We start from the raw sequence: 21,904 nt of genomic DNA, 5'->3' as shown, positions 1-21,904 counted from the left end.
TCAGCGGACGTGCTCCTTCAGAAACGCGACGGCGGCGGCCCAGGCGGCCGTGGCGGAGGCCTCGTCGTAGGAGGGGCGCTCGTCGTTGACGAAGGCGTGGTCGGCCTCGTAGAAGCGCACGTCGGCCTGGACGCCGGACTGCTCGCGGATCTTCGCGGCGGTGGCCTCGACGGCCTCGCGCGTGATGCGGTCGCGGGTGGCGTAGTGGCCCTGCACGGCGGCGCGCAGGCCGGAGTAGTCCGTGGCGTCGAGGTCGGGCAGGCCGTAGAAGGGGACGGCGGCGCTGACGCGCTCGCCCTGCTGGGCGGCCAGCGTCAGCACGAAGGAGCCGCCCATGCAGAAGCCGACCACGCCGACCGTGCCCGAGGTGACCTCGGGGCGCCCGAGCAGGTGGTCGACGGCGCCGGCGAGGTCGCGGGCGGCCCTGTCGACGGGCAGCTCCTGCATGAGGCGCATCGCCTCCGCGCCGTCGTGCGTGGTGGCGCCGCCGTACAGGTCGGGCGCGAGAGCCACGAACCCCTCGGCGGCGAAGCGCCGGGTGAGGTCGGCGATGTGCGTGGTGAGGCCCCACCACTCCTGGATGACCACGAGCCCCGGGCCCGAGCCCCCGGGCGGGAGCTCGAGGTAGCCGTGGGCCGTGCCGTCACCGCTGGGGAACTCGACGTTCTGCTCGCTCACCCCCACATCCCAGCACGTGCCGCCGACACCCACCCCTCCCGTCCGTGATCATGGACTTCCGAAGCACTTTCCGGCCGTGATCATGGGCTTCCCGCGCACCGCCGCTCGGGAAGCCCATGATCACGATCGGGGGTGGGGTCCGGGGTGGCGCGCTCGGGACGATCCGGACGTAGCGTGAGGTGGTGACTGGTAGCGCGACACCGTCGACGTCCGTCCTCAGCTCCTTCCCCGACGACCTGCCGACCACGCTCGGCGCCCTGCGCGCCAGCGGCCTGCCGCAGGCCGAGCCCCGCTCGGTCAAGGCCGAGCTGCGCGAGAACCTCCTGGCCCGCATGCGCGCCGGTGAGCCCCGCTTCCCCGGCGTCGTCGGCTTCGACGACACGGTGCTGCCCGAGGTGGAGCGGGCCCTGCTCGCCGGGCACGACCTCGTGCTCCTCGGCGAGCGCGGCCAGGGCAAGACCCGCCTCATCCGCTCCCTCGTGGCGCTGCTCGACGAGTGGACGCCGGTCATCGAGGGCTCCGAGCTGGGCGAGCACCCCCTCGAGCCCATCACGCCGGCCTCGGCCCGGCGGGCGCGCGAGCTGGGTGACGACCTGCCGGTGAGCTGGCGGCACCGCTCCGAGCGGTACGCCGAGAAGCTGGCCACCCCGGACACGTCCGTCGGCGACCTCATCGGCGACGTCGACCCCGTCCGCATCGCCGAGGGCCGCACCCTGGGCGACCCCGAGACCATCCACTTCGGCCTGGTCCCCCGCACGCACCGCGGGATCTTCGCCGTCAACGAGCTGCCCGACCTCGCCGAGCGCATCCAGGTCTCACTGCTCAACGTGCTCGAGGAGCGCGACGTGCAGGTGCGCGGCTACACGCTGCGCCTGCCGCTGGACGTGCTCGTGGTGGCCAGCGCCAACCCCGAGGACTACACCAACCGCGGCCGGATCATCACGCCGCTCAAGGACCGGTTCGGGGCCGAGGTGCGCACGCACTACCCGCTCGACGTCGACCTCGAGGTGGAGCTCGTGGCGCAGGAGGCCCGGCTGGTGGCCGACGTGCCCCGCCACCTGCTCGAGGTGGTCGCCCGGTTCACGCGGGCGGTGCGCGAGTCTCCGGCCGTCGACGCCCGCTCGGGGGTCTCGGCGCGCTTCGCCGTGGCCGCCGCCGAGACGCTGTCCGGCGCTGCCCTGCGGCGCGCGGCGCTCACGGGCGACGAGCCGGTGGCCCGCGTGGGCGACGCGTACGGCGTGGTGCCGACGCTGCGCGGCAAGGTCGAGTTCGAGTCCGGCGAGGAGGGCCGCGAGGAGGAGGTGCTGGTGCACCTGCTCCGCACGGCCGTGGCGGAGGTCTTCCGGGCGCGGCTCGGCGGCGCCGACCTCTCGGGCTTCACCACGCTGGTGGCCGAGGGCGGCACGGTCTTCACCGGCGAGCTGGTGAGCAGTGCCGAGCTGCTGTCGCAGATCGGCAGGGTCGAGGGGCTCGCACGCGTGCTGGCGCGCCTCGACCTGCCGGAGGCCCCGACGCCCGGGCAGGCCGCCTCGGGGGTGGAGATGGTCCTCGAGGGCCTGCACCTCACGCGCCGGCTGGCCAAGGACGTCGAGGCCGGCAGCGACGGCCACGGCGACCGCGCCGTCTACGGCGGCTGAGAGAGCTCTCGACGACGACGGTGGCACGGGCTGCGAGGGGGACGCGATGAGCAGGGCCTACCGGTACGGCGCGTGGGACGGCGGCGCGGACCCGCTCGCCCCTCCGTACGACGTGCGCGCCGCCGTCGACGCGATCGGGCGGGACGTCATGCAGGGTCGGTCGCTGCAGGAGGCCCTGCGCGACCTGCTGCGCAACGGCCTCGAGGACGAGCGGGGGCGGCGGGAGGGGCTGGACGCCCTGCGCGAGCGGGTCCGGCGGCGGCGCGAGCAGCTGCGCTCCTCCGGCGACCTGGCCGGGTCGCTGCAGCAGGCGCGGGAGAAGCTCGAGCAGGCGCTGACCACGGAGCGCGCCGCGCTGGACCAGAAGGCCGCCGAGGCGGCCGAGCGCGAGTCAGCCGGCGAGGAGGGGGCCGGGGCCGACGCCAGCGAGGCGGCGCTCGCCCACGCCCAGCTCGACGCGCTCCCCCGCCGCACGGCCGCCGCGGTGCGGGAGCTCGCCGACTACGAGTGGACCTCCCCCGCCGCGCAGCAGACCTACGAGGAGCTCCTCGACGACCTGCGCCAGCAGGCGCTGAGGGCCCAGATCCCCGGGCTCGGCCAGATGGGGCAGCAGGGCGAGGGCGGCCAGGGCCAGTCCGGTCAGTCGATGGAGGGCGTCAAGGAGCTCCTCGGCGACCTCAACGCCCTGCTCGCCGCCCACGAGCGCGGTGAGGACACCACCGAGCAGTTCGCCGAGTTCATGGCCAAGCACGGCGACGCGTTCCCCGAGGACCCGAAGGACGTCGACGAGCTGCTCGACGCCCTCGCGCAGCGCGCTGCCGCCATGCAGCGGCTCATGCGGTCCCTGTCCAAGGAGGAGCGCAGCCAGCTGCAGCAGCTCATGGCGCAGGCCATGGCCGACGCCGGGCTGGAGGCCGAGGTCAGCGCGCTCAACCAGCACCTGCAGGACCTGCGCCCCGGCGCCTTCGTGCGCGGGCGGGGCCGGGAGAGCTTCAACGGCTCCCAGCCGCTGGGGATGGACGACGCCACCGGCGCGCTCGCCGAACTGGCGGACCTGGACGACCTCGACGACCAGCTCGCCATGGACGGTCCGGGGCAGGGTCTCGACGACGTCGACGTCGAGGCCGTCGAGCGCCAGCTCGGCACCGGTGCCGCCAACCAGCTGCGGCGCCTGGCCGAGCTGGAGCGCGAGCTCAAGAAGCAGGGCTGGCTGACCGGGCCGGCCAGCCAGCTGCAGCTGTCGCCCAAGGCGCTGCGCCGGCTCGGGCAGACCGCGCTGCGCCGGGTCTTCGCCGACCTCGAGTCGTCACGACGGGGCTCGCACGACGAGCGCTCCGCCGGTGCGGCCGGAGAGGCCACGGGCACCTGGCGCGAGTGGCAGTTCGGTGACGAGCAGCCCCTCGACGCCGTCGCCACGGTGCGCCGGGCCGTCATGCGCTCGGCGGCGACGCGCTCGCCGTCGTCGTCGGCTCAGCAGAGGGGGGTGCGGCTGCTCCCGGAGGACTTCGCGGTGGCCGAGACCGAGCGGCGCTCCAGCGCGGCCGTGGCGCTGTGCGTGGACCTGTCGTGGTCGATGTACGCCGAGGACCGCTGGGCGCCGATGAAGCAGACGGCGATGGCGCTGGCGCACCTCGTGGCCACGCAGCACCCGAACGACGCGTTCGAGATCATCGGGTTCGACAGGACCGCGCGGACGATGTCCACCGCCGAGCTGGCCGCCGTCGAGCCGGCCTGGATCCAGGGCACCAACCTCCAGCACGCCCTCGCGCTGGCGCGACGCCACGTCTCACGGCACCCGGACGCGCAGCCGATCGTCCTGGTGGTCACCGACGGGGAGCCGACCGCCCACCTCGACGACGACGGCGAGGCGTGGTTCGACTGGCCGACGTCCCCGGAGACGCTGCGCCGGACGGTCGGCGAGGTCGACGCCATGACCCGCTCGCGCGTGGCGATCAACACGTTCCTGCTGGGCGAGGACCCGGGCCTGCGGCGCTTCGCCGACGCGATGGCTCGGCGCAACGGGGGTCGGGTGTTCGCGCCCTCGCTGGACCGGCTCGGGGAGTACGTGGTCTCCGACTACCTGCGCGCCCGCAACGGCTCGTCCGGCAGCCGCCGCGCCTCCTAGCCCCCACCCCCTCCGTGATCATGGACGTCCGAAGCACTTTCCCCCCGTGATCATGGACTTGCCAAGCACTTTCACCAGGCACGGGTGCGGATCCTCGGTGCCATCCCCAGCAGTTCACCGAACGCGAGCTCCAGCTCCAGCGACCGCCCCAGCACGGCGCCCTTGCGCGCCGGCAGCACCCGCCAGCCGAACTCCCGCTCCAGCCGCTCGCGCCGGGCGTCATCGGCGTCCTGCTGCTCCCGCGAGGAGTGGAACTCCTCCCCGTCGTACTCCCCAGCCTTGCGCAGCGCCTCCCACCCCAGGTCCAGCCGCATCGCGCCAGGTCTCTGCTCTGGGACCCAGATCTGCACGTCGGGGCGCGGGAACCCAGCGTCCAGCAGCCGCAGCCGGAACCAGGACTCTCCGTAGGACTCAGCATCCGCCTCGATGTGGACGATGAGGTAGCGCGCCTGCCCCACTCCGCGGTCGCCCTTGAACTCCTCGATGCGCACCCGCAGCACCTCGGGGTCGACCAGGCCCAGCCCGGCCATGCGGTCCAGCACCGCCAGCGCCATCGGCGGGCTCAGGTAGCGGGCGCAGTCCAGCGCCGTGCGCTCCGGGGTGGTGACGAGCACCCCGCCGACCTCCATGACGTCGTGCGGGGCCAGCGGCGCCTCGAAGATCGACGCTCCGCGCCACTTCGGGGTGCGGTTGGTGGCCGGCACCAGGCCCTGGAGCGGTACCGGGGAGGTGTCCAGCGCCGGGCCGCGCGGGTCGACCCCGTGGATCATCGCCGCGGTGGCTCGGCACCGGACCACGTGCGGCGGCAGGACGAGCGCCGAGGCCTGGGCGACGGCGAGCGGGTCGCCGAGCAGCCGAGCGTCGAGGTAGGCGCCCCGGTTCACCTGGACGACGAAGCCGGCCGCCAGCGCCCCGTCGAGCCAGCGGGGGTCGAGCCCCAGTGACGGAAGGTCAGCCCGCCGGAACGGGGGCAGCAGCGACGTCGGGGCGAGGATGCGCGGCACCTGGGGCACCGGTGCAGCCTTGCGAAGATCGCGCTACCCCCGCTCCGACCGTCCACAGGAACGGGTGTTCGGGAGGTCCATGATCACGGCGGGAAAGTGCTCGGGAAGTCCATGATCACGGACGGAGGGGAGGGTCAGGACGCCGGGGGCGCCGTCTGGTCGGCCTTCGGGTCGGCCTTCGGCTCGGGCTTCTTCGGGGGGCCGTCGATGCCGGCCTCGGCGCGCTGCGCGGGGGTGATCGGCGCCGGGGCCGCCGTCAGCGGGTCGTAGCCGCCGCCCGACTTGGGGAACGCGATGACCTCGCGGATCGAGTCGGACCTGGTCAGCAGCGCGACGATGCGGTCCCACCCGAAGGCGATGCCGCCGTGCGGCGGAGCGCCGTAGCCGAACGCGTCCAGGAGGAAGCCGAACTTCTCCTGCGCGTCCTCCGGGGAGATGCCCATGACGCGGAACACGCGCTCCTGGACGTCGCGGCGGTGGATGCGGATGCTGCCGCCGCCGATCTCGTTGCCGTTGCAGACGATGTCGTAGGCGTACGCCAGTGCCTCGCCCGGCGCGTCGACGCTCTCGTCGAACCTGTAGATCCACTCGGGCTTCGGCGAGGTGAACGCGTGGTGCACCGCCGTCCACGCTCCCCCGCCGACGGCGACGTCACCGGCGGCCACCGCGGCCTCGGCGGGCTCGAACAGCGGCGCGTCGACCACCCAGACGAACGCCCAGTGCGACTCGTCGATGAGCCCGCAGCGCTTGCCGATCTCCAGGCGGGTGGCGCCCAGCAGCGAGCGCGCCCCCGATGCCGTTCCGGCGGCGAAGAAGATGCAGTCACCGGGCACCGCCCCGACCTTGGCGGCCAGGCCGGCGCGCTCGGTCTCCGAGAGGTTCTTGGCCACCGGGCCGGACAGCTCGCCGTCCTCACCCACCAGCACGTACGCGAGACCGCGGTGACCGCGCTGCTTGGCGAACTCCTGCCACGCGTCGAGCTGCTTGCGCGGCTGCGACGCCCCGCCGGGCATGACCACGGCACCGACGTACGGCGCCTGGAAGACGCGGAACGTGGTGTCGGCGAAGTAGGAGGTGACCTCCACCAGCTCCACCCCGAAGCGCAGGTCGGGCTTGTCGGAGCCGTACCGGGCCATCGCGTCGCGGTAGGTCATCCGCGGGATCGGGGTGTCGAGGGTGTGGCCGATGAGCGCCCACAGGCCGACGAGCACCTTCTCGGCGAGGGCGATGACGTCGTCCTGCTCGACGAAGGCCATCTCGACGTCGAGCTGGGTGAACTCCGGCTGGCGGTCGGCGCGGAAGTCCTCGTCGCGGTAGCAGCGGGCGATCTGGAAGTACTTCTCCACCCCGGCCACCATGAGCAGCTGCTTGAACAGCTGCGGGCTCTGCGGCAGGGCGTACCAGGAGCCCGGCGCGAGGCGCGCGGGCACGAGGAAGTCGCGGGCGCCCTCGGGGGTGGAGCGGGTGAGGGTGGGGGTCTCCACCTCGGTGAAGCCGTCGGCGAGGAGCACGTCGCGCGCCACGCGGTTGGCCTCGCTGCGCAGCTTGAGCGCCGCGGCGGGCGCCGGACGGCGCAGGTCGAGGTAGCGGTGGCGCAGGCGCACCTCCTCGCCGGGGGCGTTCACCTGCTCGCCGGCGGCCTCGATGGGGAACGGCAGCGGAGCGGCCTCGTTGAGGACGGTCAGCACCTCGGCGACCACCTCGACGTCACCGGTGGGCAGCGCGGGGTTCTCGTTGCCCACCGGGCGCAGGCGCACCGCACCGGTGACCTGGACGACGAACTCGCTGCGCAGCGCGTGCGCGCCGGAGGAGACCAGCAGCTCGTCGCGCACCACCACCTGCACCACGCCGGAGGCGTCGCGCAGGTCGAGGAAGGCCACCCCGCCGTGGTCTCGGCGGCGGCCCACCCACCCGGCGAGGGTGACCTGCTCGCCGTCGTGAGCGGCGCGCAGGGTTCCTGCGGAGTGGCTGCGGAGCACGCGGGACACCGACCTTCCTGTCGACCATCTTCGCTGCTGCCAGAGCGGCGGCGGCGGCGTCGAGCCTAGTCGGCGGCGCCGGAGCCCGAGCGGGGTGCGGTCCGAGGCGCGGTCCCCTCCGGCGGGCGGCGGCCGCCCTGCACCGCGACGACCGACAGGCCGAGGCCCGTGCCGAACGCCAGCAGGTGCCCCGCGTTGGTGAAGTCCGTGTCGACGCTGATGAGCAGCACCAGGGCCACGAGACCGCCGACCACGTAGGCCCACCGCCACCGGTGGGGCACCGCGGCCGCGAGCAGACCGGCCATTCCGGCGAGCGCGTAGCTGACGCCGACGTCGGGGGCGGTGGTGACGCTGTGCGGCACGAACCCTCGGCGCACGCCCGCGGCGAGGAACGTCGCCACGAGGAGCGTCGCGCCCACGTGCCCGAACAGGGCGGCGATGACCGTGGAGAGGCGCCCGATCCTGCGGCTGCACAGCGTCATCACCACCACCAGGGGCAGCAGGAGCAGCACCTCGGCGAAGTCGCGGACCACGAAGGCGCTCAGCAGCAGCACGGCCGCAGGGGTGTGCCGGAGGTTCTCGATGTTGGTGCTGGCGGACAGCACCGCCTGCCGGTGGACGCCCTCCGGCAGGACGGCGAGGACGACGGCCACCGCGAGCACCAGGCCCGCGTAGGCCAGCGCCAGCTCACCGCCGCGGGCCCACCGCGGCCACCGGCGCGCCTGCGCGCCCGCCGGCCGGGCGGGACGGGCGTCGCCGTCCTGCCCGGCCGGGGGCGCACCGACAGTCGTCACCGCGGGGTCACCAGCTGCCGTGCACGTGCTCGCGGATGCGCTCGTCGTAGATGCGCTCGAACGCCGCCAGCACGTCGTGGCCGAGCGGGGCCACCGCCGCGGCCGCGGCGTTCCCGCGCGCCTGGTCGGCGTTGCGGGCCCCGGGGATCGCGGCGGTCACGCCGGTCTGGTCGAGGATCCACCGCAGCGCGAGCTGGGCGGTCGTCACGCCCTCGCCGGCCTGCGCCGCGAGCGCCGCCACCTCGCGGGCGGCGGCCACGCCGACGTCGTAGGGCACGCCGGAGAACGTCTCCCCCTTGTCGAACTGCTCGCCGTTGCGGTTGAAGCTGCGGTGGTCGTCCGCACCGAACTGCGTGCTCTCGTCGTACTTGCCGGTGAGCAGGCCCGACGCCAGCGGCACGCGCGCGAGGATCCCCACGCCGGCCTCGGCCGCCGCGGGCAGCACCCGCTCGAGCGGCTTGCGGCGGAACGCGTTGAGGATGATCTGCACGCTGGCCACGCCCGGCCGGGCGATGGCGGTGAGCGCCTCGTCGACGGTCTCCACCGAGACGCCGTACGCGGCGATCGCGCCGTCGGCGACCAGCTGGTCGAGCGCGTCGAAGGCGGCGTCGTCGGAGAACACCGGCGTCGGCGGGCAGTGCAGCTGCACGAGGTCGAGCCGGTCCACGCCGAGGTTCCTGCGCGACCTGTCCGTCCACGCGCGGAAGTTCTCGGCGGTGTACGCGCCCGGCACGTGCGGGTCCGCGCGGCGGCCGCACTTGGTGGCCACGAACGGCCGGTCCGCCTCGGGCAGCTCGCGCAGGAAGGCCCCGATGAGCTGCTCGCTGCGGCCGTCGCCGTACACGTCCGCGGTGTCGAAGAGGGTGATCCCGCTCTCCAGGGCCGCGTGCAGCGCGGCGGTCGCGTCGGCGTCGCTGACGTCGCCCCAGCCGCCGCCGATCTGCCAGCACCCCAGCCCGATCACGCTGACCTGCGCCCCCGTGCGGCCGAGCGTCCTGGTCTCCAGATCCGTCATGCTCCGCACGCTACGGCCCGACCGCTGTGAGCGCTCTCAGAGACCCCTGGGGACGACGACGGCCCGACCTCTCCCGGTGTCCGTGACCGTGACCGTGACCGTGACCGTGACCGTGACCGCGACCGCGACCGCGACCGCGACCGCGACGACGACCGCGACGATCATGCAGCTCCGCGCCACATCCCCGGTCGGCACCCGCCGACAGCACGGGACCCGCGTGCCAGGCTGCGCGCTGTGGACATGAAGCTCGAGCTGGTGCCGCTGTCCGTCTCCGACGTCGACGCCGCGAAGGCCTTCTACGCCGGCCGCCTCGGCTTCACCGTCGACGTCGACGTCACGCCCGCCCCGGGGATCCGCGTGGTGCAGGTGACGCCGCCGGGATCGGGCTGCTCGATCGGCTTCGGCACCGGGCTGCCGGTCTACGAGGGCGCTCCCGGTTCGGCACGCGGCCTGCACCTCGTGGTCGCGGACATCCAGGCCGCCCGCGCGGAGCTGCTCGGCCGGGGCGTGGACGTCGGTGAGGTCACCGACGCGGGCGGTGGGGTGCTCTACGCCGGTGTGCAGGACCCCGACGGCAACTCCCTCGTGCTCCAGCAGATGCCCTGGCGCACCGGCGACGCCTTCTGAGCCCCCTCCGGTGCGAGGAAGCGCCCCTTCGCGCGACTCCACGCCCCTTCCGATGCCTCGATGGGGCGGGAACTCGCCCGATGGGGCGCTCAGCGAGCGGCGGGCGCGGCGACCTCGTCGGTGGGGGCGGCGAACTGCGCCTCGTAGAGGCGCGCGTACGCACCACCCGCAGCGAGCAGCTCCGCGTGCGTGCCCTGCTCCACCAGCCGGCCGGACTCCATGACGAGGATGAGGTCGGCGTCGCGGATGGTCGACAGGCGATGGGCGATGACGAAGGCCGTCCTGTCGCGCCGCAGCTCCGCCATGGCCCGCTGCACGAGCAGCTCGGTGCGGGTGTCCACCGAGCTGGTGGCCTCGTCGAGGATCAGCAGCTTGGGCCGCCGCAGGAACGCCCGCGCGATGGTCAGCAGCTGCCGCTCCCCCGCGGAGAGGTTGGAGGCCTCGTCGTCGATGACGGTGTCGTACCCGTCCGGCAGGGACCTCACGAAGCGGTCCGCGAGCGCGTCGCGAGCGGCCTGCTCGACCTCGGCCTCGGTGGCGTCGGGGCGGCCGTAGCGGATGTTGTCGCGGATGGAGCCGCCGAACAGCCACGTGTCCTGCAGCACCATGCCGGTGGCGGCGCGCAGCGCGGCCCGGGGCAGGTCGCGGACGTCCACGCCGTCCAGCAGGATCCGCCCGCCGTCCACCTCGTAGAACCGCATGACGAGGTTGACCAGCGTCGTCTTGCCCGCGCCGGTGGGGCCGACGATGGCGACGGTGTGGCCGGGCTCGGCGACCAGGGACAGGTCCTCGATGAGGGGCTTGGAGGGGTCGTAGCTGAAGGAGACGTGCTCGAACTCCAGCCGTCCGGGCCCGTCGGGGACCGCGGCGCCGGCCGCTGCCGACCCCGCGCCGTCGGGTGACTGCTCCTCGGCGTCGAGCAGCTCGAAGACGCGCTCGGCGCTGGCCACGCCGGACTGCAGGAGGTTGGCCATGGACCCGAGCTGCGCCAGCGGCTGGGTGAACTGGCGGGAGTACTGCACGAAGGCCTGCACGCTGCCGATCCCCAGCGACCCGCCGGCCACCATGAGCCCACCGACGACGGCGATGCCCACGTAGACGAGGTTCCCCACGAACGTCAACGCCGGCATGATCAGCCCGGAGACGAACTGGGCGCCGAAGGCGGCGTCGTGCAGCTCGCCGTTGGTGACCGCGAAGCGCTCCGCCACCTCCCGGCGCCGCCCGAACACCTTGACCAGCGCGTGGCCGGTGTAGGCCTCCTCGACCTGCGCGTTGAGCTCGCCGGTGGTCTTCCACTGGGCCACGAACAGCCCCTGCGACCGCCGAGCGATCGCCCCTGTCACGACGATCGTCAGCGGGATCGTCACCAGCGCCACCAGCGCCAGCACCGGGGAGATCCACACCATCATCACGACCACGCCGACCACCGTCAGCAGCGACGTCACCAGCTGGCTGAGGGTCTGCTGGACGGTCTGGGAGATGTTGTCGATGTCGTTGGTGACGCGGCTCAGCAGCTCGCCGCGGGGCGTGCGGTCGAGGTGCGACAGCGGCAGCGCGTTGATCTTGCGCTCGACGTCTTCGCGGAGCCGGTAGACGGTGCGCTGGGTGACGCCGGCCAGCACGTACCCCTGCAGCCACCCGAGCAGGCTGGAGCCCGCGTACAGCCCGAGCACGAGGGTCAGCAGCGCGCCGAGCGCCCCGAAGTCGACGCCCTGGCCGGGCGTGAAGTCGACGGTGCGCAGGAAGTCCGCCTGCGAGCCCTGCCCCGAACCGGCCAGCCGGGCGAGCACGGCGTCGCGGGTGGCGCCCGCGGGGAACTGCGCGCCGACAGCGCCGGCCACCACGAGGTCGGTCGCCTTCCCGAGCATCTTCGGGCCGGCCACCGCGAGGGCCACCGAGGTGGCCCCGACGACGACGACGAGCGCGATCCACGCCCGCTCGGGGCGCAGCCGGCCCAGGAGGCGCTTCGCGGCGGGCCAGAAGTCCTTCGACTTCTCCGCGGGCACCGCCATGCCCATCATCCCGCCGCCGCCCATCGGCCCGCGGCGCGGTGCGGGGATGGGCCTGCTCGCCGGCTGGGTGCCGCTCACGCCCGGACCTCCGTCGCCTCGGCCGCGGACAGCTGGCTGGTGACGATCTCCTGGTACTCCGGCGAGGTCTCCAGCAGCTGCGCGTGCGTGCCACGCGCCACCACCCTCCCGTGCTCGAGCACGAGGATCTGGTCGGCGGAGACCACCGTGGCCACCCGCTGGGCCACCACCACCCGGGTGGCGTCGCGCGCCCCCTCGGCGGTGTCCAGCGCGGCGCGCAGCCGGGCGTCGGTGGCGGTGTCGAGGGCGCTGAACGCGTCGTCGAAGACGTAGACCGCCGGGCGCTTGACCAGGGCGCGGGCGATGGCGAGCCGCTGGCGCTGGCCCCCGGACACGCTCGTGCCGCCCTGCGTGACGGGCTCGTCCAGCTGCCCGGGCATGGCCCGCACGAAGTCGGCGGCCTGGGCGATCTCCAGGGCCTGCCACAGCTCGGCGTCGGTGGCCTCGGGCCTGCCGAACCTGAGGTTGGAGGCGATGGTCCCGGCGAAGAGCAGGGCGCGCTGCGGCACCAGGCCGATCCGGTCCCACAGCACGTCCGGGTCGAGCCGGCGCACGTCCACGCCGTCGACCAGCACCTGGCCGCCGGTGGCGTCGAAGAGGCGGGGCAGCAGGTTGACCAGCGTGGTCTTGCCGCCTCCGGTGGACCCGACCACCGCCGTCGTCGTCCCCGGGGCGGCGGTGAAGCTGATGTCGTGCAGCACCGGGGCCTCGGCGCCGGGGTAGGCGAACGTGGCGCCGCGCAGCTCGACGGTGCCGCGCAGCGCGGGGTCGAGGTCGGCCTCGTGCACCGCCTCGGAGGTGGCGGGCGGCACCACGGACGGTGAGGCGTCGAGGACCTCCCCGATGCGGTCGGCGGAGACGGCGGCGCGCGGCAGGAGGAACGCCAGCATCGTCGTCATCATCACGGCCATGAGGATCTGCACGAGGTAGGAGATGAACGCCGTCAGCTGGCCGATCTGGAGGTCGCCGTCGGCGATCCGGTAGGCGCCGAGCCACACGACGGCCACCGTGGAGGCGTTCATGACCAGCATCACCGTGGGGAACATCAGCGCCATGAGCCGCCCGGCCCGCAGCGCGGTGGTGGTGAGGTCGGTGCTGGCGGCGGCGAAGCGGGCCTCCTCCACCGGCTCGCGCACGAACGCGCGCACCACGCGCACGCCCGTGAGCTGCTCGCGCAGCACCCGGTTCACCCCGTCGAGGCGGACCTGCATGAGCCGGAACTGCGGCACCATCCTCACGACGATCGCGCCGACCGCCCCCAGCAGCACCGGCACGGCCACGACGAGCACCCACGCCATCCCGACGTCCTGGTGCAGCGCGAGCGCCACGCCGCCGACGGCGGTGATGGGGCTGGTGACGAGCAGCGTCGCGCCCATGAGCACGAGCATCTGCACCTGCTGGACGTCGTTGGTGGTGCGGGTGATGAGGCTGGCGGCGCCGAAGCGCCCGACCTCGCGCTCGCTCAGCGCTGCGACGTGGCCGAAGACGGCGGCGCGGACGTCGCGCCCGAACCCCATGGCCGTGCGGGCGCCGAACCAGACGGCGACGACGGTGGCCGCCACCTGCCCGAGCGTCACCAGGAGCATCCACAGGCCCGTGACCAGCACGTAGTGCGTGTCACCGGTGACGACGCCGTTGTCGATGATGTCGGCGTTGAGGGTCGGCAGGTACAGCGACGCGAGCGTCTGCAGGGTCTGGAAGACGACGACTCCCGCCAGCAGGGACCAGTACGGACGCAGGTAGCGCCTCAGGAGCCGAAGGAGCACGGCGGCCCACCTCCACGACGACGGGGCGCGCACCGACCCCCGGACAGCCGGTTGCCCCGGCGAACGAGGCTAGGACGCGGGGCTGACAGCCGCCAGGGCGTTCCGCTGTGGGCGATCCCCTCCCCCGTGGTCGTGGTCCCCCGCACGCGGGAGGACGCGCCGCGCTGCCCGGGTGGTCACGGGGTCCGGCGCGAGCGGGAGCCCACCAGCCCGGCCGTCGCCGTCGCCGTCGTCACCGCGGCGAGCACGGGCACGAGCAGCGCCGACGCGCTGCCGGTGAACTCCAGCAGCAGCACGGTCGCGGTCAGGGGCGCGCGCTGCGTGACGGCCAGCACCGCCGCCGCACCGGCCACTGCCAGCGCCGACGCGGGGGCCCCCGGCCACAGCTGCGCCCACGCCGCGGCACCCAGCAGGCCGAGCAGCGCCCCCAGCGCGACGGCCGGCGTCAGCAGGCCGCCGCGCGCCCCCGATCCCAGGCACAGGGCGGTGGCGAGCGGCCGCGCGAGCAGCAGCACCGCGGCGGTGCCCAGCCCCAGCCGCCCGACGAAGACCAGCTCGGCCGGGGCGTGCCCGTTCCCCAGCACCTGCGGCAGCGGCACGGCGAGGAGCCCGACAGCCGTGAACGCCACCGTCGTGGCCACGGGCAGCCGCCACCCGGACGGCGCCAGCGCCCTCGCCCGGCCCGCGAGGGCCCGGAACGCCAGGCCCGTCCCCGCGGCGAGCGGCCCGACGGCGACGGCCGCCACCACCAGGGACGCGCTCGGAGAGGCCGGGCCCGCGACCGTGAAGACCTGCTGCTGCCCCAGGAACGGCCAGGCCACCACGGTGGCGATGACGGACGTGGCGACGGCGGCCAGCGCGGCAGCCGGAGCCACCGTCGCGAGCAGCACCTCCAGGGTGAACAGCGCTCCCCCGAGCGGCACGTCGTAGACGGCGGCCAGGCCGGCTCCGGCGCCGCACGCCAGGAGCAGGCGCTGGGCCCGTCCGTCGAGGCCGCAGCGGGCGGCCAGCCACCCGCCGGCGGCGGCGCCGACCTGCCGCGGCGCCCCTTCGCGCCCCAGCGACGCGCCCGCGCCCACCGCGACCACCTGCAGCAGCGCGTCGAGGGAGGTGCTGCGCAGCCGCATCCGCTGCCCGGGAGCGCCGCGGACGACGTCCTCGGCCTGGCGCACCGGAGCGGCCCGCCGCCGCAGCGCCCACCAGCCCAGGCCCACCAGCAGACCGCCCGCGGCCATGGCCACCACCCGGCGCGCGGGGTCCGCGGCCTCCACGGCCGCGCCGAAGCCGCCCGCGAGGGAGCCGTACGCCAGCTGCTGCACGAGCCGCAGCACCCCCATGAGCGCCGCCCCGGCCAAGCCGGCGACCACGCCGGTGGCCACCACGGCGGCGGCCCACCTCAGCGGAAGCGGCACGCGGCCACCCTCCCACACCCCCACCACCGTGATCATGGGCGTCGGCCACCCTCCGGCAGGCGGTGGGTACGGTCAGCGGCGTGGACCTGAGCGGTGCCTGGGGGACGGCGCTCGCGGTGGCGGGCGGGCTGGTCGTCGCGCTGGTGCTCTGCTGGCTGCTGCTCCTCGCCGTCCTCTGGCGGGTCTCGCGGGGGCGGACCTCGTGGCGCGACGCGCTGCGGCTCCTGCCCGACCTCCTCCGCCTGGTCCGCCGCCTCGCCGCCGACCGCACCCTGCCCCGTGGGGTCCGGGTGCGCCTGTGGCTGCTGGTGGCCTACCTGGCCTCCCCCGTCGACCTGGTGCCCGACGTGCTGCCGGTCATCGGCTGGGCGGACGACGTCCTCGTCGTCGTCCTGGTGCTGCGCTCGGTGGTGCGCCGCGCGGGGCCGCAGGCCCTGGAGCGGCACTGGCCGGGGACCCCCGACGGCCTCGCCGCCATCCGCTCGCTCTGCGGCCTCACCGCTGGCTGAGCAGCAGCTCCCCGGACCGCCAGCGCCGACCCACCAGGGCCGCGACCTCCTCGGGCGTCCCGGGCGGGTCGCGCAGCACGTGCCGCGGAGGCAGGTCGGCAGCTGCGGCCTCGAAGTCCGCGTGCATCCGCGCCGTGGCGGCCTGGTCGGTGAAGCCGTGCCCCGTGCGGGCCGCCACCTGCCGGGACGTGCGCGCGAGGTCAGGCAGCAGGACGACGACGTGCAGCTCGCCCGGCACCCGCAGTCCCTGGCGGGAGGCCGCGTCCGCGAAGGCCGGCAGGAACCACGGCCCCACCACGCCGTCGTAGACCACGGGGCACCCGCCCGCCGCCAGCGCACCGGCGGCCGTGGACTTCCCGGCCCCCGGCGGGCCGCTCACCACGAGGAGGTCCGCCACCCGCGCCAGCCTGCCGCACGGGAGGCGAGATCGACGAGGCGGTCGTAGCGTCGGTCTCGCACGACGGACCGAGAGATGAGGAGGAGACCGTGGTGGACTTCAAGGGCCTCGCGGACAAGGCCAAGGACCTCGCCGGCAAGCACCCCGACCAGGCGGACCAGCTGGTGGAGAAGGGCGGCGACGCGATCGACGCCCGCACCGGCGGCAAGTACGCCGACAAGGTCGACGTCGGCCAGGAGAAGGCGAACGCCTTCCTCGACGGCCAGGGCGACGCGGCTGGCGGCGAGCCCCGCCGGTGACGCAGCAGGAGGGCCCGCGGGACGAGGTCCTGCGGGCCCTCCTCGCGCGCCACGGCCGCACCTACGCCGACGAGGCGGGCATCGCCCTGCGCGACACCCCCGCCCCGCTGCTGCAGCTGCTGGTCCTGTCCAGCCTGATGAGCTCCGGCGTCTCCGCCGAGCTCGGCGTGCGGGCCGCCCGGGGCCTGCGCTCCGCGGGCCTGACGACCGCGGAGCACCTGCGCGACGCCGGCGATGACGGCCGGTGGCAGGCCCTGGCCGACGCCCGCTACCTGCGCAAGCGCCAGACCGCCCACCAGCTGGGCCAGCTCGCCGACCTCCTGCTGGAGGAGCACCACGGCGACCTGCGCCGCCTGCGCGACGACTGCGACGGTGAGCGCGCCCGCGTGCACGAGGCCGTGCAGCGGTTCTCCGGCATCGGGCCGGTGGGCGCCGACGTGTTCTGCCGCGAGGCGCAGGCCGTCTGGCCCTCGCTGCGCCCCTTCGCCGACGACCGGGTCAGCGCCACCGCGAAGGCCCTCGGCCTCCCCACCACTGCGGGCGGCCTGGCCGAGCTCGCCGGGACCGACGACCTGTCGGTGCTCGGCGCCGCCCTCGTCCGCTGCTCGATCGCCGACGACGCCGACGAGCTCCGCGCTTCCGGCCGCTAGGCCGGGTCTCCCGAGACCACCGTCGGGCGCAGGTCGCCCGCCGGCGGCAGCCAGGACGCCGGGTCGGCGGGGACCTGCTCGCCGGAGCGGATGTCCTTCACCTCGTGGCCGCCGTCCTCCTGCGCGAACCACACGAACGGCACCCCCCGGCGGTCGGCGTAGCGGATCTGCTTGCCGAACTTCGCCGCCGTCGGCGACACCTCGGTGGCCACGCCGCGCGCCCGCAGCTGCTGCGCCACCCGGTCCGCGTCCCGGCGGTGCGCCTCGTCGGACACGGCGACGACGACGGCCGTCGGCGTCGGGCGGCTCGCGCGCACGGCGCCCTTGCCGAGCAGCGGGATGATCGCCCGGGTCACGCCGAGGCTGATGCCGACGCCGGGGTAGACGTCGCGGCCGTCGTCGGCGAGGGCGTCGTAGCGCCCGCCCGAGCAGATCGAGCCGAGCGACTCCCACCCGCGCATCCGCGTCTCGTAGACGGTGCCGGTGTAGTAGTCCAGGCCGCGGGCCACGGACAGGTCGGCCACCACGGCCACGCGGTCTGCGGGGAGGTCGTCGACGGCGGTGAGCACCGCCAGCAGCTCCTCCAGGCCCTGCTCCAGCAGCTCGTGGGCGACGCCGAGACCGCGCACGCGCTCCACGAGGTCCCCGGCGCCGGCGCGGACCTGCGCGAGGGCGAGCGCGCCGTCGGCCTGGGCCTGCGTGAGACCGGCCTGCGCGAGGAGGTCCGCGACGCCGCGGACGCCCACCTTGTCGAGCTTGTCGACCGCGCGCATCGTCGCCCCGATGGAGCCCGTCAGCACGTCGCCCTCGAGTCCGAGCCCCCGGTAGAAGCCCTCCACCAGGCGCCGGTTGTTGACCTGGAGGGTCACGCCGGGCAGCGGCAGGCGCGCCAGGGCCTCGCCCATGACGCGGGCCATGTCGGCGTCGTGGTGCACCGCCAGGGTGCCGCGGTCCACCACGTCGATGTCGGCCTGCGTGAACTCGCGGTAGCGGCCCTCCTGCGGGCGCTCCCCGCGCCACACCTTCTGCACCTGGTAGCGGCGGAAGGGGAACTGCAGGTGGCCGGCGTTCTCGGTGACGTACCGCGCGAACGGCACGGTGAGGTCGAAGTGGAGCGCGAGGTCGTCCCCGCTCCCCCCGCCGTCCGCTGTGCCGTCAGCGAGCCGGCGCACGCCGTAGACCTCCTTGTCGATCTCGCCCTTGCGCAGCAGCACCGACAGCGGCTCCACCGCGCGCGTCTCGATGCTGGAGAAGCCGTGCAGCTCGAACACCTCGCGCAGCACGTCGAGCACGTGCTGCTCGACCAGGCGGGCCTGGGGCAGCAGCTCGGGGAAGCCGGACAGCGGGGTGGGGCGGGCCACGGGGGTCTCCAGTCTCAGGGGGTGTCGAGGAGTCAGCGGGGCAGGAACGGGTTGGTCGCGCGCTCGCGGCCGATGGTGGTCACGGGTCCGTGCCCGGGCAGCACGAGCCGGTCGTCGGGCATGGGCACCACCACGTCGCGCAGCGTGCGCTCCATGGCGGCCGGGTCGCCGCCGGGCAGGTCGCAGCGCCCGATGCTCCCGGCGAAGAGGACGTCGCCGGCCAGCAGCGTCGACGTCGTCGTCGCCACCACCCGCTCGGTGCCGGCGAGCGCTCCGGACAGCACGTCGGGCACCCCGTCGAGGCTCAGGACGGCGGAGCCCTCGGTGTGCCCGGGCGCGTGCTGGACCCGCAGGGACAGCCCCGCCACCTCCAGCACCTGGTCGGGCACGAGGTCGCGGACGTCGTCCGGCTCCTCCCAGCGCGCGGACGGGCCGAACTGCTGCTCGAGCATCGCCCGCAGCGGCGCCGAGAGGCTGGCCAGGGGGTCGGTGAGGCGGTAGCGGTCGTCGCCGTGCAGCAGCGCGGGGACGCCGCCGGTGCTGCTGGCGCCCGAGCGGCAGACCGGCGTCACCGACCAGACGTGGTCGGCGTGGCCGTGGGTCAGGACGACGGCGGCAGGGCGCAGCCGGTGCGCGGCCAGCTCCTCGCGCAGCCCGTCGAGCACGTCGAAGCCGGGGTCGACGACCACGCACTCGGTGCCCGGACCGGTCGCGAGCACCCAGCAGTTGGTGCCCAGGACGGTGTCCGGGATCGCGGAGGCCAGCACGCGGGGAGCCTAGCCAGCCCCGGCGACAGGGCCGCGCCGTAGACTCCCCCGGGCCCGTTCGTCCAGCGGGATCGCAGACGACCCGGCTCACGACGAGGCCGCAGGAGGTGGGGGCGGCGTGACACCCAGCAAGAGCGAGCGCGAGCGCGACTACGAGCGACGGCGCCACGAGGCGTGGCAGCGCCGCCAGGCGGCCAAGGCCGCCGAGCGACGGCGCCGCCGGAACACGGCGATCGCCGCGGCGGTCGTGGTGGTCGTGGTGGGTGCCATCGCGGTGCTCGCGTTCACGCAGCTCACCGGCAGCTCGACGCAGCAGGCCGCCGGGGACGGCGCCACCAGCGCGGCGTCGGCGTCCTCGTCCGCCTCGCTGCCCGCGAACGCCTGCCCGGCGCCGACGTCCACCCCGGCGGCCACGCCGGTCGCCAGCGGCACCGCTCCCGACGCGTCGGTCGCGCAGGCCCGCGCCTGGACCGGCACCATCACCACGTCGTGCGGCCCGATCGGCATCCAGCTGGAGGGGGCGCAGGCCCCGAAGGCCGTGGCCTCCTTCGTCTCGCTCGCCGAGAAGGGGTTCTTCAACGGCACCCCGTGCCACCGCCTGGTGACGGCGGGCATCTACGTGCTGCAGTGCGGCGACCCCACCGGCACGGGCACCGGGGGCCCCGGGTACTCCTTCGGTCCCGTCGAGAACGCGCCGTCTGACAACGTGTACCCGGCGGGCACCATCGCGATGGCCCGCCAGGGCGGCAACGGCGACAGCCAGGGCAGCCAGTTCTTCCTCGTGTACAAGGACTCGACCATCCCGTCGGACTCGGCGGGCGGCTACACGGTGTTCGGCCGCATCACCAGCGGCCTGGACGTCGTGGAGCGCGTGGCCGAGGCCGGCGTCAGTGGAGGTGCCGGTGATGGCACCCCGACCACCCCGATCAGCATCGAGCAGGTGACCGTCCAGTGAGCGACCAGACGACCCCCACCCCCGCCGTCGGCGAGGAGCCCGGAGACGCCGTGACCGAGCCCACCAGCACCTCCGGACGGACCGAGGTGGCCGAGGTCGCCGAGGCCCTGCACGAGGCCGCGGCCCAGGACAGCGCGGAGAGCGCCGAGCAGGCCGCGCAGGAGGGTGTCGAGCCGGCTGCGGTGGACGCCACCGAGCAGGCCGCAGCCACCGAGCCCGCCAGCGAGCAGGCGGCGGCCACCGAGCCCGCAGCCACCGAGCCCGCCGCTGCTGAGCCGGAGGCGGACGCCCCCGCGGAGGCCGTTCCGGCCGCTGCCGCGGAGCAGCCTGCCGAGGGTGGCGAGCAGCCCGCCGACGGCGGCGAGCAGCCTGCCGAGGGCGGTGCCCCCGCCGACGCCGCCGCGACCCCCGCGGCCCCGAAGCCCGGCGCGGGGGCCGGCCCCGGCGGGCGTCCGCGCCCGGCGCCCAAGCCGCGCCGGGCTCCGCGTCCGCACGCGCCCACCACGCGTCCCGCCGTGCGCCCGCCGTCCGACCCCACCCCGTGGGGGCGCATGGACGACCAGGGCGTGGTCTGGCTCCGCACGGCCGAGGGCGAGCGCCAGGTCGGCACGGTCGTCGACGCCACGGAGGCGGAGGCGCTCGCGCACTACGGCCGCGAGTTCGACGCGCTCGTGGCCCAGGTGGACATCGCCGAGCAGCGGCTCATGTCCGCCGAGGTCGCTCCCGGTGAGGTGGTGGGGCAGCTGCGCTCGCTGCGCGGCTCGCTCGCCGAGGTCCAGGCCGTCGGAGACGTCGAGGGCCTGGCCCAGCGCACCCGCGACCTCGAGGCCGTGGCCGCCGCCCGTCGTGAGGAGGCCGACGCCGCCCGCGCCGCCGCCCGGGAGGCCGGCCTGTCCACGCGCACGGCGATCGTGGAGGAGGCCGAGCACATCGCGGCCACCGACCCCGAGCGCATGCAGTGGCGTCCCAGCGGTGACCGCCTGCGGGAGCTGCTGGAGTCCTGGAAGGACGCCCAGCGCGCGCAGCGCCTGGACAAGAAGTCCGAGGACGACCTCTGGAAGCGGTTCAGCGCCGCCCGCACCAGCTTCGACCGGGCCCGCCGGGCGTACTTCTCGGCCCTCGAGGACCGCAACTCCGAGGCCAAGGGCACCAAGGAGCGCATCGTCACCGAGGCGGAGGAGCTGTCCACCTCCACCGCGTGGGGTCCGACCTCCACCGCCTACCGCCAGCTCATGGACCGCTGGAAGGCGGCGCCGCGGGGCTCGCGCAAGGACGACGACGCGCTGTGGGCCCGCTTCCGCGCGGCCCAGGACGCGTTCTTCGCCGCGCGGACCTCCGCCAACGAGGCCGAGGACGAGTCCTTCCGCGGCAACCTCGTGGTGAAGGAGGAGCTGCTGGTCGAGGCCGAGAAGCTGCTCCCCGTCACCGACCACCGCTCCGCCCGCCGCGCGCTGCGCGGCATCCAGGAGCGGTGGGACGCCGCCGGCAAGGTGCCGCGCGCCGACCTGCAGCGCGTGGAGAAGCGCCTGCGGGCGGTGGAGCAGGCGGTCAGCGACGCCGAGCGCGCCACGTGGAAGCGCACCAACCCCGAGGTGAAGGCCCGCGCCGACAGCGCCGTGGAGCAGCTGGAGCGCGCGGTCGCGGGTCTCGAGGCCGACCTCGCTGCGGCCCAGGCCAAGGGCGACGCGCGCGCCGAGGCGCAGGCGAAGGCCGCGCTCGAGGCGCGTCGCCTCTGGCTGGACGCGGCTCGCCGCACCGCCGAGGAGGCGTCGGGCTGACCGGCTGACGCACGGCGTGCCTGTGGACGGCGCGAGCGGGAGCTCGCGCCGTCCGGGCAGG

The 21,904-nt window shown here is 75.1% G+C and carries 20 protein-coding genes; 8 read left to right on the top strand and 12 right to left on the bottom strand.

Features of this window, described 5'->3' with window-relative positions; all coding sequences use genetic code 11:
* The gene (locus tag H7K62_RS09650; protein WP_370591694.1) at nt 1-678 is read right to left on the bottom strand and encodes a dienelactone hydrolase family protein; all 678 of its coding nucleotides are present in this window, start codon (nt 676-678) and stop codon (nt 1-3) included.
* Nucleotides 679-860: 182 nt separating this feature from the next.
* Here H7K62_RS09650 and H7K62_RS09645 point away from each other — a divergent pair, with 182 nt between their 5' ends.
* Both H7K62_RS09645 and H7K62_RS09640 read left to right on the top strand, forming a co-directional pair.
* Nucleotides 861-2,315, top strand: coding sequence for a sigma 54-interacting transcriptional regulator (locus tag H7K62_RS09645; RefSeq protein WP_186717720.1), 1,455 nt, complete (start codon nt 861-863; stop codon nt 2,313-2,315).
* Nucleotides 2,316-2,361: 46 nt separating this feature from the next.
* Nucleotides 2,362-4,440, top strand: a complete 2,079-nt coding sequence (locus tag H7K62_RS09640; protein ID WP_186717719.1) for a vWA domain-containing protein — start codon at nt 2,362-2,364, stop codon at nt 4,438-4,440.
* Between the two features lie 71 nt (nt 4,441-4,511).
* Here H7K62_RS09640 and H7K62_RS09635 read toward each other — a convergent pair whose 3' ends face one another.
* The 5 genes from H7K62_RS09635 to H7K62_RS22350 all read right to left on the bottom strand — a co-directional run bounded on the left by H7K62_RS09635 (nt 4,512) and on the right by H7K62_RS22350 (nt 9,397).
* Nucleotides 4,512-5,453, bottom strand: a complete 942-nt coding sequence (locus tag H7K62_RS09635; protein WP_186717718.1) for a hypothetical protein — start codon at nt 5,451-5,453, stop codon at nt 4,512-4,514.
* Nucleotides 5,454-5,578: 125 nt separating this feature from the next.
* Nucleotides 5,579-7,423, bottom strand: a complete 1,845-nt coding sequence (gene aspS / locus H7K62_RS09630) for an aspartate--tRNA ligase (protein WP_186717972.1) — start codon at nt 7,421-7,423, stop codon at nt 5,579-5,581.
* Between the two features lie 65 nt (nt 7,424-7,488).
* Entirely contained in the window at nt 7,489-8,217 is a 729-nt protein-coding gene (locus H7K62_RS09625) for a rhomboid-like protein (protein ID WP_186717717.1), read from the bottom strand.
* 7 nt (nt 8,218-8,224) lie between these two features.
* Entirely contained in the window at nt 8,225-9,232 is a 1,008-nt protein-coding gene (locus H7K62_RS09620) for an aldo/keto reductase (protein ID WP_186717716.1), read from the bottom strand.
* A gap of 36 nt (nt 9,233-9,268) precedes the next feature.
* On the bottom strand, nt 9,269-9,397 hold the full coding sequence (locus H7K62_RS22350) for a hypothetical protein (protein ID WP_255479952.1): 129 nt from the start codon (nt 9,395-9,397) through the stop codon (nt 9,269-9,271).
* Between the two features lie 75 nt (nt 9,398-9,472).
* Between H7K62_RS22350 and H7K62_RS09615 the strand changes: the two genes are divergently transcribed.
* Nucleotides 9,473-9,859 carry a VOC family protein gene (locus H7K62_RS09615; RefSeq protein ID WP_370591716.1) on the top strand — a complete coding sequence of 129 codons (387 nt, stop codon included), beginning with the start codon at nt 9,473-9,475 and terminating at the stop codon, nt 9,857-9,859.
* A gap of 89 nt (nt 9,860-9,948) precedes the next feature.
* Here the strand turns inward: H7K62_RS09615 and H7K62_RS09610 are convergent, their stop codons facing one another.
* The 3 genes from H7K62_RS09610 to H7K62_RS09600 all read right to left on the bottom strand — a co-directional run bounded on the left by H7K62_RS09610 (nt 9,949) and on the right by H7K62_RS09600 (nt 15,127).
* Nucleotides 9,949-11,895, bottom strand: a complete 1,947-nt coding sequence (locus H7K62_RS09610; protein WP_186717970.1) for an ABC transporter ATP-binding protein — start codon at nt 11,893-11,895, stop codon at nt 9,949-9,951.
* Between the two features lie 50 nt (nt 11,896-11,945).
* Nucleotides 11,946-13,715, bottom strand: a complete 1,770-nt coding sequence (locus H7K62_RS09605) for an ABC transporter ATP-binding protein (protein ID WP_186717714.1) — start codon at nt 13,713-13,715, stop codon at nt 11,946-11,948.
* Nucleotides 13,716-13,891: 176 nt separating this feature from the next.
* Nucleotides 13,892-15,127 (bottom strand): chloride channel protein, encoded by a 1,236-nt coding sequence (locus H7K62_RS09600; protein WP_186717713.1) that lies wholly within the window; start codon nt 15,125-15,127, stop codon nt 13,892-13,894.
* 86 nt (nt 15,128-15,213) lie between these two features.
* Here H7K62_RS09600 and H7K62_RS09595 point away from each other — a divergent pair, with 86 nt between their 5' ends.
* On the top strand, nt 15,214-15,636 hold the full coding sequence (locus tag H7K62_RS09595) for a YkvA family protein (RefSeq protein ID WP_186717968.1): 423 nt from the start codon (nt 15,214-15,216) through the stop codon (nt 15,634-15,636).
* Here the strand turns inward: H7K62_RS09595 and H7K62_RS09590 are convergent.
* The gene (locus tag H7K62_RS09590; RefSeq protein ID WP_186717712.1) at nt 15,623-16,033 is read right to left on the bottom strand and encodes a hypothetical protein; all 411 of its coding nucleotides are present in this window, start codon (nt 16,031-16,033) and stop codon (nt 15,623-15,625) included. The genes H7K62_RS09595 and H7K62_RS09590 overlap by 14 nt on opposite strands.
* An 89-nt stretch (nt 16,034-16,122) precedes the next feature.
* Between H7K62_RS09590 and H7K62_RS09585 the strand changes: the two genes are divergently transcribed.
* Together H7K62_RS09585 and H7K62_RS09580 are read left to right on the top strand one after the other, a co-directional pair.
* Nucleotides 16,123-16,332: an antitoxin gene (locus H7K62_RS09585; RefSeq protein WP_186717711.1), complete on the top strand. Its 210-nt coding sequence runs from the start codon at nt 16,123-16,125 to the stop codon at nt 16,330-16,332.
* The gene (locus tag H7K62_RS09580) at nt 16,329-16,982 is read left to right on the top strand and encodes an endonuclease (protein WP_186717710.1); all 654 of its coding nucleotides are present in this window, start codon (nt 16,329-16,331) and stop codon (nt 16,980-16,982) included. Before H7K62_RS09585 ends, H7K62_RS09580 begins: the two co-directional genes overlap by 4 nt.
* Here H7K62_RS09580 and hisS read toward each other — a convergent pair.
* Nucleotides 16,979-18,343 (bottom strand): histidine--tRNA ligase, encoded by a 1,365-nt coding sequence (gene hisS, locus H7K62_RS09575; RefSeq protein ID WP_186717709.1) that lies wholly within the window; start codon nt 18,341-18,343, stop codon nt 16,979-16,981. The genes H7K62_RS09580 and hisS overlap by 4 nt on opposite strands.
* Before the next feature lie 32 nt (nt 18,344-18,375).
* Nucleotides 18,376-19,110 carry an MBL fold metallo-hydrolase gene (locus tag H7K62_RS09570; protein WP_186717708.1) on the bottom strand — a complete coding sequence of 245 codons (735 nt, stop codon included), beginning with the start codon at nt 19,108-19,110 and terminating at the stop codon, nt 18,376-18,378.
* Nucleotides 19,111-19,228: 118 nt separating this feature from the next.
* Between H7K62_RS09570 and H7K62_RS09565 the strand changes: the two genes are divergently transcribed.
* Entirely contained in the window at nt 19,229-20,065 is an 837-nt protein-coding gene (locus H7K62_RS09565) for a peptidylprolyl isomerase (protein WP_186717707.1), read from the top strand.
* Entirely contained in the window at nt 20,062-21,843 is a 1,782-nt protein-coding gene (locus H7K62_RS23760) for a DUF349 domain-containing protein (RefSeq protein WP_370591692.1), read from the top strand. Before H7K62_RS09565 ends, H7K62_RS23760 begins: the two co-directional genes overlap by 4 nt.
* The last annotated feature ends 61 nt before the right edge of the window (nt 21,844-21,904 follow it).

It is taken from the genome of Quadrisphaera sp. RL12-1S (assembly GCF_014270065.1).
In the GTDB taxonomy this organism is placed as follows: Bacteria; Actinomycetota; Actinomycetes; order Actinomycetales; family Quadrisphaeraceae; genus Quadrisphaera.
Note: the sequence above shows the minus strand (reverse complement) of the source record. Positions and strands in the feature narration are given on the sequence as shown.